The sequence below is a fragment of the Streptomyces sp. Isolate_45 genome, from assembly GCF_024721315.2.
Taxonomy (GTDB): domain Bacteria; phylum Actinomycetota; class Actinomycetes; order Streptomycetales; family Streptomycetaceae; genus Streptomyces.
Genome location: NZ_JANFAK020000018.1, coordinates 46,647 through 59,114, shown reverse-complemented (window position 1 = coordinate 59,114; position 12,468 = coordinate 46,647). Strand labels below are relative to the sequence as shown.

Annotated in this window: 12 protein-coding genes; 4 read left to right on the top strand and 8 right to left on the bottom strand. The window is 74.0% G+C overall.

Going from position 1 to position 12,468, the window contains the following annotated elements:
* Positions 1-38: 38 nt before the first annotated feature.
* Genes NOD94_RS09185 through NOD94_RS09165 form a run of 5 tightly spaced genes read right to left on the bottom strand, consistent with a single transcriptional unit; the run spans position 39 to position 5,623 of the window.
* Positions 39-1,298 (bottom strand): MFS transporter, encoded by a 1,260-nt coding sequence (locus NOD94_RS09185; protein ID WP_281205271.1) that lies wholly within the window; start codon positions 1,296-1,298, stop codon positions 39-41.
* A complete protein-coding gene (locus NOD94_RS09180; protein ID WP_281205270.1) occupies positions 1,295-2,344 on the bottom strand; it encodes an enolase C-terminal domain-like protein in 1,050 nt (349 codons plus the stop codon). The genes NOD94_RS09185 and NOD94_RS09180 overlap by 4 nt, the downstream gene beginning before the upstream one ends.
* Complete coding sequence (locus NOD94_RS09175) at positions 2,341-3,453, bottom strand: pyridoxal-phosphate dependent enzyme (protein ID WP_281205269.1); 1,113 nt, start codon at positions 3,451-3,453, stop codon at positions 2,341-2,343. The genes NOD94_RS09180 and NOD94_RS09175 overlap by 4 nt, the downstream gene beginning before the upstream one ends.
* Positions 3,450-4,358, bottom strand: a complete 909-nt coding sequence (locus NOD94_RS09170; RefSeq protein ID WP_281205268.1) for a DUF364 domain-containing protein — start codon at positions 4,356-4,358, stop codon at positions 3,450-3,452. The genes NOD94_RS09175 and NOD94_RS09170 overlap by 4 nt, the downstream gene beginning before the upstream one ends.
* The gene (locus tag NOD94_RS09165) at positions 4,355-5,623 is read right to left on the bottom strand and encodes an ATP-grasp domain-containing protein (RefSeq protein ID WP_281205267.1); all 1,269 of its coding nucleotides are present in this window, start codon (positions 5,621-5,623) and stop codon (positions 4,355-4,357) included. The genes NOD94_RS09170 and NOD94_RS09165 overlap by 4 nt, the downstream gene beginning before the upstream one ends.
* A 343-nt stretch (positions 5,624-5,966) precedes the next feature.
* On the opposite strand from NOD94_RS09165, the gene NOD94_RS09160 reads away from it, so the two are divergent.
* The 4 genes from NOD94_RS09160 to NOD94_RS09145 all read left to right on the top strand — a co-directional run bounded on the left by NOD94_RS09160 (position 5,967) and on the right by NOD94_RS09145 (position 9,121).
* Positions 5,967-6,413, top strand: a complete 447-nt coding sequence (locus NOD94_RS09160; RefSeq protein ID WP_281205266.1) for a DoxX family protein — start codon at positions 5,967-5,969, stop codon at positions 6,411-6,413.
* A 231-nt stretch (positions 6,414-6,644) separates the two neighbouring features.
* Positions 6,645-7,565, top strand: a complete 921-nt coding sequence (locus tag NOD94_RS09155) for an ion transporter (RefSeq protein ID WP_281205265.1) — start codon at positions 6,645-6,647, stop codon at positions 7,563-7,565.
* 286 nt (positions 7,566-7,851) lie between these two features.
* Positions 7,852-8,517: a molybdopterin-dependent oxidoreductase gene (locus NOD94_RS09150; protein WP_281205296.1), complete on the top strand. Its 666-nt coding sequence runs from the start codon at positions 7,852-7,854 to the stop codon at positions 8,515-8,517.
* Positions 8,501-9,121, top strand: coding sequence for a cytochrome b/b6 domain-containing protein (locus NOD94_RS09145; RefSeq protein ID WP_281205264.1), 621 nt, complete (start codon positions 8,501-8,503; stop codon positions 9,119-9,121). Before NOD94_RS09150 ends, NOD94_RS09145 begins: the two co-directional genes overlap by 17 nt.
* Positions 9,122-9,155: 34 nt before the next feature.
* Here the strand turns inward: NOD94_RS09145 and NOD94_RS09140 are convergent, their stop codons facing one another.
* The 3 genes from NOD94_RS09140 to NOD94_RS09130 form a co-directional block, all read right to left on the bottom strand.
* A complete protein-coding gene (locus NOD94_RS09140) occupies positions 9,156-10,733 on the bottom strand; it encodes a hypothetical protein (RefSeq protein WP_281205263.1) in 1,578 nt (525 codons plus the stop codon).
* A 129-nt stretch (positions 10,734-10,862) separates the two neighbouring features.
* The gene (locus tag NOD94_RS09135; RefSeq protein WP_281205262.1) at positions 10,863-11,522 is read right to left on the bottom strand and encodes an ATP-binding cassette domain-containing protein; all 660 of its coding nucleotides are present in this window, start codon (positions 11,520-11,522) and stop codon (positions 10,863-10,865) included.
* Complete coding sequence (locus tag NOD94_RS09130) at positions 11,515-12,435, bottom strand: ABC transporter ATP-binding protein (protein ID WP_281205295.1); 921 nt, start codon at positions 12,433-12,435, stop codon at positions 11,515-11,517. Before NOD94_RS09130 ends, NOD94_RS09135 begins: the two co-directional genes overlap by 8 nt.
* Between the last annotated feature and the right edge of the window lie 33 nt (positions 12,436-12,468).

The window sequence follows — 12,468 nt, the reverse complement described above, 5'->3', positions numbered from 1 at the left end:
GTGGGGCGCGGGGCGGGTGCTCGGGATGTGGGCGCCGCTCAGCGGGGTTCGTTCTCCGGTCGGGCGGTCCGCCGTGGGGGAACCGGTTCGGCGGGGAGGACTCCGGCGCGGTGCAGTCGGGTCATGCCGACGGCCGAGGCGAGGCCCAGGGCGAGGCAGCAGGCGTAGGGCAGCCAGGTCGCCCCGGTGTGCCCGCCGGCGTCCATGGCCCAGCCGATGCCGGCGCTGCCGAGGGCGGCGGCGAGGCCGGACACCGCGTAGAAGAGGCCGTACGCGGTGCCGGTGAGGCCGGGCCGGGCGAAGGCCGGTATCAGCTCCATCACGAAGGGCTGGGCGGTCATCAGGCCGAGGTGCAGCAGTAGGACGCCGGCCAGGACGGGCAGCAGGGCGAGGGGCTGTCCGGTCGAGTCGGCGACGAGCATCGGCGGGACGAACCCGGCCGCCATGAGGGCGAGTCCGGTGGCGATCCAGCGGGCGCGGCCGCCGAGGGCCGTCAGGCGGCGGGTGATGCGCAGTTGGAGGAGCAGGTGGGCGAGCGTCCCGGTGAGGAAGAGCAGGCCGATCGAGCCGTTCCAGCCGGAGGCGCGGGCCGCGGCGTGGGGCAGGAGCAGGTAGAGCTGGTTCTCCAGGCCGTACATGCCGACCATGGAGAGGGAGAAGGCCAGGAACCGTCGATTTCCGGCCACTTCTCGCCAGTCGGCGAGGACGGGGTTCTCCGGGGCGGCGACGGCGCGGGCGGGCAGGACGAGGATCTGGGCGATGGTGAGGACGGCGAAGACGCCCGCCGCGGTGAGGGCTGCGGCCCGGAAGTCGACGAGCAGCAGCAGGCTGCCGAGCAGCGGACCGAGCAGGGCCCCGGTGGTGGCGAACACGTTGAACAGGGCGAAGGCCTCGGCCTTGCGCCCGTCCGCCTCCTGGGCGACGTAGGTGCGGACGGCGGGGTTGAAGAGGGCCCCCGCGAGCCCGCTGAGTATGGACGCGGTGATCAGCAGCGGGAGGGCGTCGCCGAGGGCGAACAGGGCGAAGCCCACGGTGCGCAGGGCGCAGCCCGCGATGATCACGCCGCGGGCGCCGAGCCGGTCGGCGGCCGAGCCGCCGATGAGGAAGAGGCCCTGCTGGCTCAGGTTGCGCAGGCCGAGGACGATGCCGATGACGGCCGCGGAGAGTCCGAGGTCGTCGGAGAGGTGCGTGGCGAGGTAGGGGATGAGCAGGTAGAACCCGGTGGTGACGCCCAGTTGGTTGAGGAGCAGGAGGCGGACGGCGAGCGGGAAGCCGCGTACGGCGGCCAGGGTGTTCACCGGTGCGCCGCCCCGGGGTTCGGGCGGACGCCGAGGCCGGGGCGGCCGGAGGGGCGTACGGTGCCGTCGGCGCCGCCGATTCCGGTCCACGGGTCGGCGGCGAGCAGCAGGTGGCCGTCGAGGTCGACCCAGCGGGCCCGGTCGGCGAGGTGCACGGCGGGGGCGATGCCGAGGGTGCTGGCGGTGAGGCAGCCGAGCATGAGGTCGGTGCCGGTGCCGCGCAGGGCCGCGTGGATGCGCAGGGCGGCGCGTACGCCGCCGCATTTGGCGAGTTTGACGTTGATGCCGTGGACGTGGCCGGCGAGGGCGGCGGCGTCCTCGTAGGAGACGGCGTCCTCGTCGGCGATGACGGGTACGGGGGATTCCCGGGCGAGGTGGGCGAGCCGGTCGGGGGTTCCGGCGGCGATGGGTTGTTCCACGGCGGTGACGCCGAGGGCGTGGAAGCGGGGCAGCAGGTCGAGGCTGCGGCGGGCGCTCCAGGCGCCGTTGGGGTCGAGCAGCAGGCTCGCGCCGGGGGCGGCGTCGCGTACGGCCTCCACCCGGGCGAGGTCTTCGCCGGGGTCGCGGGATCCGGCCTTGACCTTGAGGGCGGTGAAGCCGCTCCGGGCCAGCCGGCCGGCCTGGGCTGCGGCCCGTTCGGGCGCGACGATGCCGATGGTGCGCGTGGTGGTGGCGGACGGGGGTTCGGGGGTGCCGAGCAGCGCGTGGACGGGGCGGCCGGCGCGGATGCCGATCAGGTCGAGGAGGGCCGCTTCGAGGGCGGCGGCCACTCCGGCGGGCAGTCCCTCCCAGGGCACGGCGGCCGGGTCCTCCCATGCGGTCTCGGGGTCCGGGAGCCGTTCGACGGCGGGCCGTAGCGCGCCGAGCCGGCGCAGGATCCGGGGTGTGGGCAGGCCGAGGTGGTCGCTGCTGACGGCCTCGCCGCGGCCGCGCAGGCCCTCGTGCTCGACCGTGACCCGGACGGCGTCGCGGCGGGCCATGACGGAGCGGGAGATGCGCAGCGGTTCGGCCAGTTCGAGTGAGGTGGTGTGCCAGGTGAGCTTCACGCGGCGCCTCCGCCGAGCAGGGCGGGGTGGAGGGTGGCCGCCGGGTCGATGACGGTGCGGCAGCGGGCCCAGCCGGTTGCCTCGGCGGCCTGCGGGTGGCCGATCTCCAGTGGACGGACGGCGAGTTCGGCCACGTCCAGGCCGTGGGCGCGGCAGAAGTCGTCGTCGTAGACGGTGCCGAGGTAGCGGTGCGGACCGTCGGGGAACACGGTCGCGACGACCGCGCCGGCCTCGACCCGGGCGGCCCACGCGGAGACCAGTGCGACGGCGCCGGTGCTCCAGCCGCCGCTGACGAAGCTGGTACGGGCGAGCCTGCGGCAGGCGTCGACCGCTTCGGCGGGCCCCACCCAGTGGACCTCGTCGAAGGCGTGGTGGGCGACGTTGCGGGGGTGGATGCTGCTGCCGAGGCCGCGCATCAGACGGGGTCGGGCGGGCTGGCCGAAGATGGCGGAGCCCACGGAGTCGACGCCGATGACCTTGAGGCGCGGCCAGCGGCGGCGCAGCGGTCCGATCAGGCCGGCGCTGTGCCCGCCGGTGCCGACGCTGCAGACTAGGACGTCCAGGTGGTCCAGTTGGGCGGCGAGTTCGGCGGCCATGGGCAGGTAGCCGGCCGCGTTGTCGGGGTTGTTGTACTGGTCGGGCCAGTACGCGCCCGGCGTGCGGGCCAGCACCTCGTGGAGCCGGGCGATCCGCGCCGCCTGCCAGCCGCCCTCGGGGGCGGGCCGGTCGACGAGTTCCAGCCGGGCGCCGTGGGTGCGCAGCAACTGGCGCATGGAGGGTTCCAGTTCCGCGTCGCCGATGAGGACGACGGGGTGCCCGAGGGCCTGCCCGGCGAAGGCGAGGCCGATTCCGAGGGTGCCGGAGGTGGATTCGACCACGGGCGCTCCGGGACGCAGCTCGCCGCGCCGGCGCGCGCCGCGCAGCATGGACAGGGCGGACCGGGCCTTCATCCCCCCGGCGCCGAGGCATTCGAGCTTCGCCCAGAACCCGGGCTGCGGGAAGGGCAGTTCGGTGCGGATGCGGGCGAGGGGGGTGTCGCCCGCGAGGGGCAGCAGGTCGGGGTTGGCGGGGCCGGTGGGCAGCCGGCGGGGCAGGGACGCCGTGCTCATCGGGGGCCTCCGTAGCGGTGGATGACTCCGGGTCCGCCGTCGAGCCAGAAGAAGGGGTACGGCTCGGCGGAGACGGCGGTGACGCCGGCGCCGAGGAACCGGGGCAGGACGGCGCTGCCGGTCTGGGCGAACATGACGAGGGGCTTCGCGGTGGCGGCGGCGTGGTCGAGCAGCGGCTGGAAGGTGTCGTTGCCGAGGGTCATGCCGGAGGCGAGGACGGCGTCGCAGTCCTCCAGTCGGGCGAGGGCGTCCGTGTGGATCGGCTCGCCCCACTCGGTGGTTCCGCCCTTGAGGTCGCAGGGGAGGTAGCCGGTGCCGCGCCGGCGCAGTTGCTCCAGGAGCGAGTTGACGACGCCGACGACGAGTACCCGGTGGGGTCCGGGGTGCGGCAGCAGGTCGACGACCGCCCGGGCCCTGGCCCGGGACCGGTGCAAGGAGCCGCCGGCGGGCAGCGGGTACGGACGGGCGCCGTGGGCGGGGGTGTGGGGGCGCACGTGGGCCAGGTAGGCGTCGAGCGCGGCGATCCGCACCGGCCGCAGGGGGTGGGCGAGGAGGTCGGCCACGCTCGCGCCGACCACCTCGTCGAGCGCGGCGGCGGGCAGCGTGCCCGGCTCGACGGCGCAGGAGCCGACGGCCGCGGCGAGGCGCAGGCTGAGCACCTCGTTGCGGTACCCGCCCGCCCGGCCCTCGTGGCGTACCGCCTGGGCCGTGGTGAAGGCGAGCGCGACGCGTTCCCCGCGCGGGTCGGGCCCGTAGGCGCCGTCCCGCACCCGCGCGACGAGTTCCTCCACGCTCCGGACCGCCGGCTCCCCCGCCGCCGAGCCGCCCGGAGCCCGGTCGGGGCGTATGGGGCTGGGCGGGAAGGGGTCCCGCGGTGGGTGGCCGGGGTGGGTCGGGGTGGTCATGCGGGCACCGCCGGGGACTCCTCGCAGCGCGGGCTCAGTCGCGCGAGCAGCCGCTCGGCGGACGCGCGGGCGCCGCTGCCGGCGTCGGCGGTCATGACGTGGCCCAGGTACTCGTTGTTGCTGGTCGCGGCCCGTACGGCGCGGCCTGGCCCGGCGAGGCCCACTTCCAGTACTTCGGGCAGGTCACGGATCCCCTCGGCGCCCTCGATGGCGGCGAGGGTGCCGGTGGTCGAGGGCAGTAGGAAGGCGATGGCGGCGCTGCGCACCCCGGTCTCGCGGGGCGTGAGGTCGGGGGCCGAGCCGAGGGCGACGTCGACGCAGGCCGCGGCGAGGTCGATGCCCGTGACGTGGCGGACCAGTTCGGTGATCCGGTTCCCGGCGGGGCGGGGGTTGACCTCGATGACCCGGGGTCCCAGCGGCGTCAGCTTGATCTCGGTGTGGCACACGACGTCGTCCAGCCCGAGTGCCTCGACCGCGGCCCGGGCGGTGTCGGCGGCGGCCCGCGCCTCGGTGGCGGGGAGGTCCGCCGGGAACATGTGCCCGGTCTCGACGAAGGCGGGGGATCCTCCGATGCTCTTGTCGGTGACGCCGACGACGTGCGTGACGCCGCCGCGGGAGACGGTCTCGACGCTGACCTCGGGGCCGGTGAGGAGTTCCTCCAGGAGGATGACGGGCGTCCGGTCCTGGCCGCGCGCGTTGACGGGGAACGCGGCGAGGTCCCGGCAGGCGCGTTCGAGTTCCCGCTCGTCGCCCACCTCCCGCACGAACATCCCGGCGCACAGGTCCACGGGTTTGACGACCAGCGGGTAGCCGATCCCCCGGGCCGCGTCCGGGGTCCGCGCGGGGTCGTCGCAGACCGCGAAGCGCGGGCCCGGAACTCCCGCCTCCGCCAACGTCCGGCGGGTCAGGTCCTTGCGGCAGGCCGCTTCGACGGCGGTGGCACCCGGGCCGGGCAGGCCGAGCCGCCGGGCGATGCGGGCCACCGCGGGCAGGTAGTAGTCGCACGAGGTGACGACCCCGTCGAAGGCGAGCACGGCGTGCAGCGCTTCCAGGGCGGTCAGCAACGCGTCGACGTCGTTCGTGTCCGCCGTGACGATGTTGCGCGCGGCGAGCAGGGGGTGCGGTCCGCCGTCGCCGGGGGCCCGCAGATAGTGGTGGAGGTCGCGGGTGACGAAGGTGAACTCGTGCCCTCCCTCGCGGATCGCCCTGGGCAGGAGTCCGCTCATCGACCCCACCCAGCTCTCGACAACCAGCAGATGTCCCACGCCACTTCCTTTCAGACCACGCCGAGGATCCCGGTGCACGGCGGTGCGCCGAGCCGGGTCGACCAGACGTTATCCGAAATCGTTTTCATTTCCAATAGCGGGTTCCCGTGACAGGGGCGGCGCCGCCCGCTTCGAGGGCCCGAGGCCGGTCGGATCGGGATCCGCAGCGGTCCGGCGGGTCGCCAGGGGCGGCCCGCACGGCCTCCGCATCATGGCGAGGACCTTGTCCCGGGTGGCTGGAATCCGAACTTGCCGTGCCAGGTGAGGCATACCTAACCTGTGCTCGCCCGGCCATCGGCCGGACACACTTCGGCCCCCGTCCCCACCGAAGGAGCCTCCCCCCATGCCCGAACGCCTCGACGCGGCACGGCCGTACGCCGTCTCGCTCTTCCGGATCGTCACCGGCCTGCTCTTCGCCTGCCACGGCGCCGCCTCCCTCTTCGGCGTCCTGGGCGGCGCCCGCGGCGGCGGTACGGTGCCCGTCGGTGACTGGCCGGGCTGGTACGCGGCCGTCATCCAGCTCGTCGCCGGAACCCTCGTCCTGCTGGGCCTCGGCACCCGCTCGGCGGCGTTCGCGGCGTCGGGTTCGATGGCCTACGCGTACTTCACCGTGCACCAGCCGCAGTCCCTGATGCCCCTGCAGAACGGCGGCGAGGCCTCGGCCATGTTCTGCTGGGCCTTCGCCCTGCTGATCTTCACCGGGCCCGGCGCCCTCGCCCTGGACGGACTGTTCGCGGCCCGCGCGGGCCGGGACCGCCCCGAGGGCCGGCCGGAGGCGGCCATCGCCTGAGGAATCGTTCCGTCACCCCGGGGCCCGTGGCACCCGACCCGTCCGACCAGGTCGAGTGCCACGAACCCCTCGGACCGCCCCGACCGCCCCGCGGGGCGACCCCGGCCCCGGCGCCGGGCGAGTGGCGTCTGAAACCCGTTCGTCCGTACGGCGTTAGACGGTTCGGACCGGCGTGCGCGCCAGCGCACCGAGCCGGTCCGGTCTGATGCCGACGGAAGTACGAGGAGCGAAATGACGGACCCGATGCCTGCCGGACGCGGTCGCAGGAGACTGGCAGCCCGATGCCGGCGGATCACCGAGGACAGCTCGTTCGGGATGGCCGTCTTCGTCGTGATCCTGCTCAACGCGGCCCTGATGGGGGCCGAGACGTACAGCGGGCTCGCCCGTACGCACCGGCAGGCGCTGGGCATCGCCGAGGAGTGCTGCCTCGCCCTGTTCACCCTGGAGATGCTGCTGCGCATCGGCTCGTTCACCGACCGGCCGAAAGCATTCTTCCGGGACCCGTGGAACGTATTCGACCTGGTGATCGTCGCCTCGGCGTTCGTACCGCTGCTGCGCGAGAACACCACCGTGCTGCGACTGCTGCGGCTGGCCCGCGTGCTGCGCACCGCCCGGTTCCTCCCCCACCTGCGCATCCTGCTGGTCGCGGTCGGGCGCAGCCTGCCGGGCACCGCCAGCTTCCTGTTCGTCGGCGCGCTGGTGCTGTACGTGTACGCGATGGTCGGCTGGGTCTGCTTCGCGGAATCGGACCCGCAGCACTACGGCTCGATCGGGCGGGCCTCCCTCACCCTCTTCCTGCTCACCACCCTGGACGGCCTGACCGACGCCGTCCGGGCCGGGTTGCAGATCTCCCGGTTCAGCATCGTCTACTACGCCTCCTACGCGTTGCTGGCCTCGTTCGTCCTGGTCAACGTCCTGATCGGGGTGGTGCTCAACTCCCTCGACGAGGCACGGGAGATGGAGGCCGAGGACAAGCGGGCGCGGGACCGCGCCGAGGGTGCGAACGATCCCGCCGGTGAGGTGCGGGAGCGGATCGTGGCGGCCCGGATGGCCCTGGACGACCTGGAGGCGAGCCTCGCCGACGTCCCCTCCTCCCCCGCCGCCGGGAACCGGGAGAAGGGACGGGAAAGGGAACTGGAGTCGGCCGTGTAGGGCGGATGAAGGGCCCGTGACCAGGGACGGAAGCGGGACGGGCCCCGCGGGGGGATGTGACGGAAGTCTGACGTACGGCCGGTCGCCCTGGCGCCCGGGGCGGCCGCGGTGGTCGAATCGACAGGTGAGCACGCACGAGGACACCGGAACCGGCACCGGACCGCAGGAGGCCCCGGACACCGGCACCGGCACCGGCACCGGCACCGGCACCGGCACCGGCACCGAAACACCCTCCGAGGGGCCCGACGGCCACGGCAGCCCGGTCGGCCGCCGACTGGTCCTGGGGATGGCCGGCCTCGGCGCCCTGGGGCTGGCCGCCTCGCCCTGGCTGCGCCGGGCGGCCGAGGCCGGTCTCGGCGCCGTCGCGGGCAAGGATCCGACGGGCCTGACCGGGATGCTGCCCAACGGAGGCGGCTTCCGCTACTACTCGGTGGCCTCCTCCGTACCCGAACGCGGCCCGGCGGACTACCGCCTCACGATCGGCGGCCTGGTCGAGCGGCCGGTCTCGTACCGGCTCGACGAGCTGCTCGGGATGCCGCAGACCCGGGTGGTGCGCGACGTCCAGTGCGTCACCGGCTGGCGGGTGCCCGCCACGCCCTTCGAGGGCGTGCCCGTGTGGCGGCTCCTCGACGCCGCCGGGGTGCTGCCCGGGGGACGGGCCATCCGCTTCGACTGCTTCGACGGGACCTACACCGAGAGCCTCACCCTCCCGCAGGCCCGCCGCGAGGACGTGATGGTGGCCCTGCGGATGCAGGACCGGCCACTGAGCCACCGCCACGGCGGACCGGTCCGGCTGTACGTGGCGCCGATGTACTTCTACAAGTCCGCGAAATGGCTCTCGGGAATCACCGTGACCCGTGACGTGGAACCCGGCTACTGGGAGGAACTCGGCTACGACGTCGACGCCTGGGTCGGCAAGTCGAACGGACGCGACGATGCACCCACCGCCTGACCTCCCGCCCCGCGTGCGCCGGTTCAGCCGTGCCGAGCGCTGGATCCACCGGATCACGGCCGCCCTCATGGGCGTGTGCGTGACCTCCGCGGGCTGCCTGTACCTGCCGCCGCTCGCGGAGCTCGTCGGGCGCCGGCACCTGGTCGTCACCGTCCACGAGTGGTCCGGGTTGCTCCTGCCGGCGCCCCTCCTGGCGGGCCTGGCCTCCCGGGCCTTCCGTACCGACCTGCGCTTCCTGAACCGGTTCGGTCCGCACGACCGGGTCTGGCTGCGCTCGGCGCTGCGCCGACGCGGGCCTAGGCCGGCGGGCAAGTTCAACGCGGGGCAGAAGCTGTACGCGGCCTGGCTGGCCGGGGCGGTCCTGGTGATGCTGGGCACCGGACTGCTGATGTGGTTCACGGGGCTCGCACCGCTGGCCGTCCGCACCGGGGCCACGTTCGTCCACGACTGGCTGGCACTGGCCGTGGGCGTCGTGCTCGCCGCGCACATCGGCAAGGCGCTGGGCGACCCGGAGGCCCGGCGCGGCCTGCGCACCGGTTCCGTCGCCCGGTGGTGGGCCGAGCACGAGCATCCGTTGTGGCGGCCCGGGGACGGACCCCGCTGAGCCCCCGCCCGTCGGACGGGGGCCCGGCGGCGGGTCAGCCGCCGTCGCGGACGGCGACGATGCCGTTGAACACGCCGACGTACGCGGTGCCGTCGGGGCCGAGGGTGATCGGCGCCCAGTTGTTGTCGTACAGCGGGCCGGTGCCGGTCAGTTGGCGCCAGCGGCGCTCACCGGTGCGGAAGTCCACCGCGGTGAGGTACCAGGCGTCGATCCCCCAGAAGTTGGGCTCCTTCTCGTAGAAGTAGAGCAGCCCGTTGGCGGTGGAGAGCTTGGGGACCACGGAGGGAGCGCGGATCGCGCTCTCCCAGACCGTGTCGCAACCGCTGCCGTCGGTGCGGACGTCGATGCGGCTGACGCCACCGACGACGGACTTGCCGAGGAGCAGCGAGGTGGGGTTCTCGTAGCCGTAGTTGTTCTCGACGACGATGCTGTTGCCCCAGGTGATGAGGGAGTTGTCGGTGGTCGAGGCGCCGGAGCCGAAGACGGGCACCTTGCAGACGAGGCGCCGGTCGGCGGGGACGTCGGCGCCGCGCCGGTAGACCAGGACGTTCATCCGGTCGTCTGCGTTGTCGGTGATGGCGACGTATTCCTCGCCGTTCTCACCGAACAGGTCCGGGGTGGTGCCCGAACCCTGGTTCACGGAACCGGGCTTGGTCCCGGTGCCGCGGTCGTACGTCTGGCGCCACTGCACCTCGGGGGTGCCGTCGGCGGTGGCGCGGAAGCTGTACAGGGCGTGGTCGGTGACGATGGAGACCCCGTCCTCGGCGACCGAGAAGGAGTTCTGGATCTCCTCGCCGGGCAGCCGGAGCGAGCGGATCTGCGAGGTCGCCGGGTCCACGGTGCCGACGCGGCCCTGGCGGGTGACCCACCAGATGCGGCCGTTCCAGTCGGGCATCACGGAGGTGATGGGGTCACAGGTGCCACTGGGCCACAGGTTGGTCCAGGTGACGCAGTCGTGCGGGACGTGGCCGGTGAGGTCCCAGTCGTTGTCGACGGTGAACTTCCAGCTCCCGTCGGGGTTCTGCGAGTGGGAGAGGCGCAGGACGTGCTGGCGGGAGTCGGCCAGCACGGCCCGGTCCTGGTTGTCCAGGTAGAAGTAGGCGCCGCCCGAGGTGTCCTTGAAGATCTTCGCGAAGTCGAGCGAGGTGATCGCCTCGACCGTCGAAGAACGCTGCGGGAGCTGGTACTCCGCGAGCGTGGCGAGCGTGCGGGGCTCCAGGAGCTTGACCTTGAAGCCGGAGAAGGTGCCGCACACGGTGACCAGGCGGCCGCCCGTGTCGAAGGTGGCGGTGGCGCACTCGCCGCCGAGGGCGGCGATCTTCTCACTCGTGACCTGCGGGTTTCGGCCGAGGGGGCCGGACCACGGGGACGTGGCGCTGCCGGCGGCGTCGGAATGCATGCCGCTGCGACCGTTGGGCGCGAGGTGGGGGTGCTGCGGCGGTGCTTGGCCGGGCAGTGGGGCGGCGGTGGCGGGACCGCCGTCGTACTGGCTGATCAGGCGGTGGCCGGGCGCCTTGGGAATCTCCTCGGCCTGGGCAGGCGCCACCCCGTACATCACCGTCAGGGCGGCGAGGGCGGGGACCACGGCGCAGTTCAGCGCTCTTCGGAACATCCGGGCATCCTCCTTCGTCTTCAGTTTTGTTGACATTGCGTCTGACATCGCGCCGCCGCCAGACGCTAGATCGCACTGCCCGAGGAGTCCATGGAAGAGCCGGATGATTCATGAAGGCGCAACAGTCGATCAAGGGGCCGTGATGTCGCTCCAGTGCGTCGTACGGTCGCACCAGCGGCCGAGGAGGACCGGATCGTGGCCCACCGCGAGGAGTCCGGCGCCCGTTTCGGCGCGGTACTCGTCGACGACCGCGACCAAGGCGGCCGTGGTGGAGGCGTCCAACATCGCGGTCATCTCGTCGCACACCAGCCAGCGCGGTCGCAGCACCAATGCCCTTGCCACGCAGGCGCGTTGTAGTTGACCGTCGCTCACCTCGTGGGGGCGTCGGACGAGGAGGTCGGCGCCCAGGCCGACCCGGTCGGCGAGCTCGGCGACGCGCGCGTCGGCGCCCTCGCGCCGGCCCGTGGCGCGCAGCGGTTCGGCGACGAGGTCGCGCAGCCGTAGGCGGGGGTCGGCCGACAGGCGGGGCTGCTGGAAGACGACGCCGACCTCGGTGCGCAGGGAGCGCGGGGCCCGGTGCCGAAAGCCCGTCACCGGGCGGCCGCCGAGGGTCACGGTCCCGCGGTCGGGCCGGTGCAGCAGGGCGGCCACCCGGGCGAGGGTGGACTTGCCGCAGCCGCTGGGCCCCAACAGGCCGAGGGCCTCCCCGGGGCGCAGGGTGAGGTTCGCGTCCCGCACCACGGGGTCGCGTCGGTCGTATCCGGCGGTGATCCCGGCGAGCTCAAGCATGGTGGCAGGCCAACCCTTCGGTGAGCGGGGGTCGGTCGGCCCGGCAGGAGGCGTCGGCCAGGGCGCAGCGGGCGGCGAAGGCGCAGCCGGCCGGGAGGTCGCCGAGTTCGGGCGGGGCGCCGGGGATGGGGGTGAAGGCCCGCTCGGGCAGGGCGTCGAGGAGTCCGCGGGCGTAGGGGTGGCGGGGTCCGGGTGCGCCGAAGAAGGCTTCGGCGGGGGCGATCTCCACGATCCGGCCGGCGTACATGACGGCGACGGTGTCGGCTATCCGCTGGGCGGCCGTGAGGTCGTGGGTGATCATCAGCAGGGCCCGGTCCGCGTCCCTGGTGTGGGCCCGCAGTTCGTCGACGGTGCGGTGGACGAGGTCCCGGTCGAGGCCGGTGGTCGGCTCGTCGGCGAGGAGCAGCGGGGCGTCGCCGACGAGGGCGAGGGCGGTGGCGGCGCGCTGGGCGAGGCCGCCGGAGAGTTCGTGCGGGTAGCGGTCGAGGTGGCTCTCGGGGAATTCCGCGCGCGCGGCGGCCTCCTCTGCGGCGGCGCGCAGCCGCGCCCCGCGCGGTCCGGCCCCGCGCCGGCCCCGCAGGGCCTTGCCGGTGAGTTCCCGGACGGTCTCCTCCAGGTGGGACCGGACGGTGCGGACGGGGGTGAGGTGGGCTGCCGGGCTCTGCGGGACCAGCCCGATCCGGCGACCCCGTACGGTGCGGGCGAGGGTCGTCTCGTCGGCGGCGAGCAGGTCGAGGCCGTCGGCGAGCCGGGCGGACCCGGCGGTCTCGGCGTTGCCGGGGAGCAGGCCGAGGAGGGCGGAGGCGAGGACGGACTTTCCGCAGCCGCTCTCGCCGACGAGGGCGAGGCATTCGCCGGGGCCGAGGCGGAAGGTGGCTCCGGTGACGGCCTCGACGTGACGACCGCCGCGCATGCGGAAGCGGACCGAGAGCCGGTCCACGTCGAG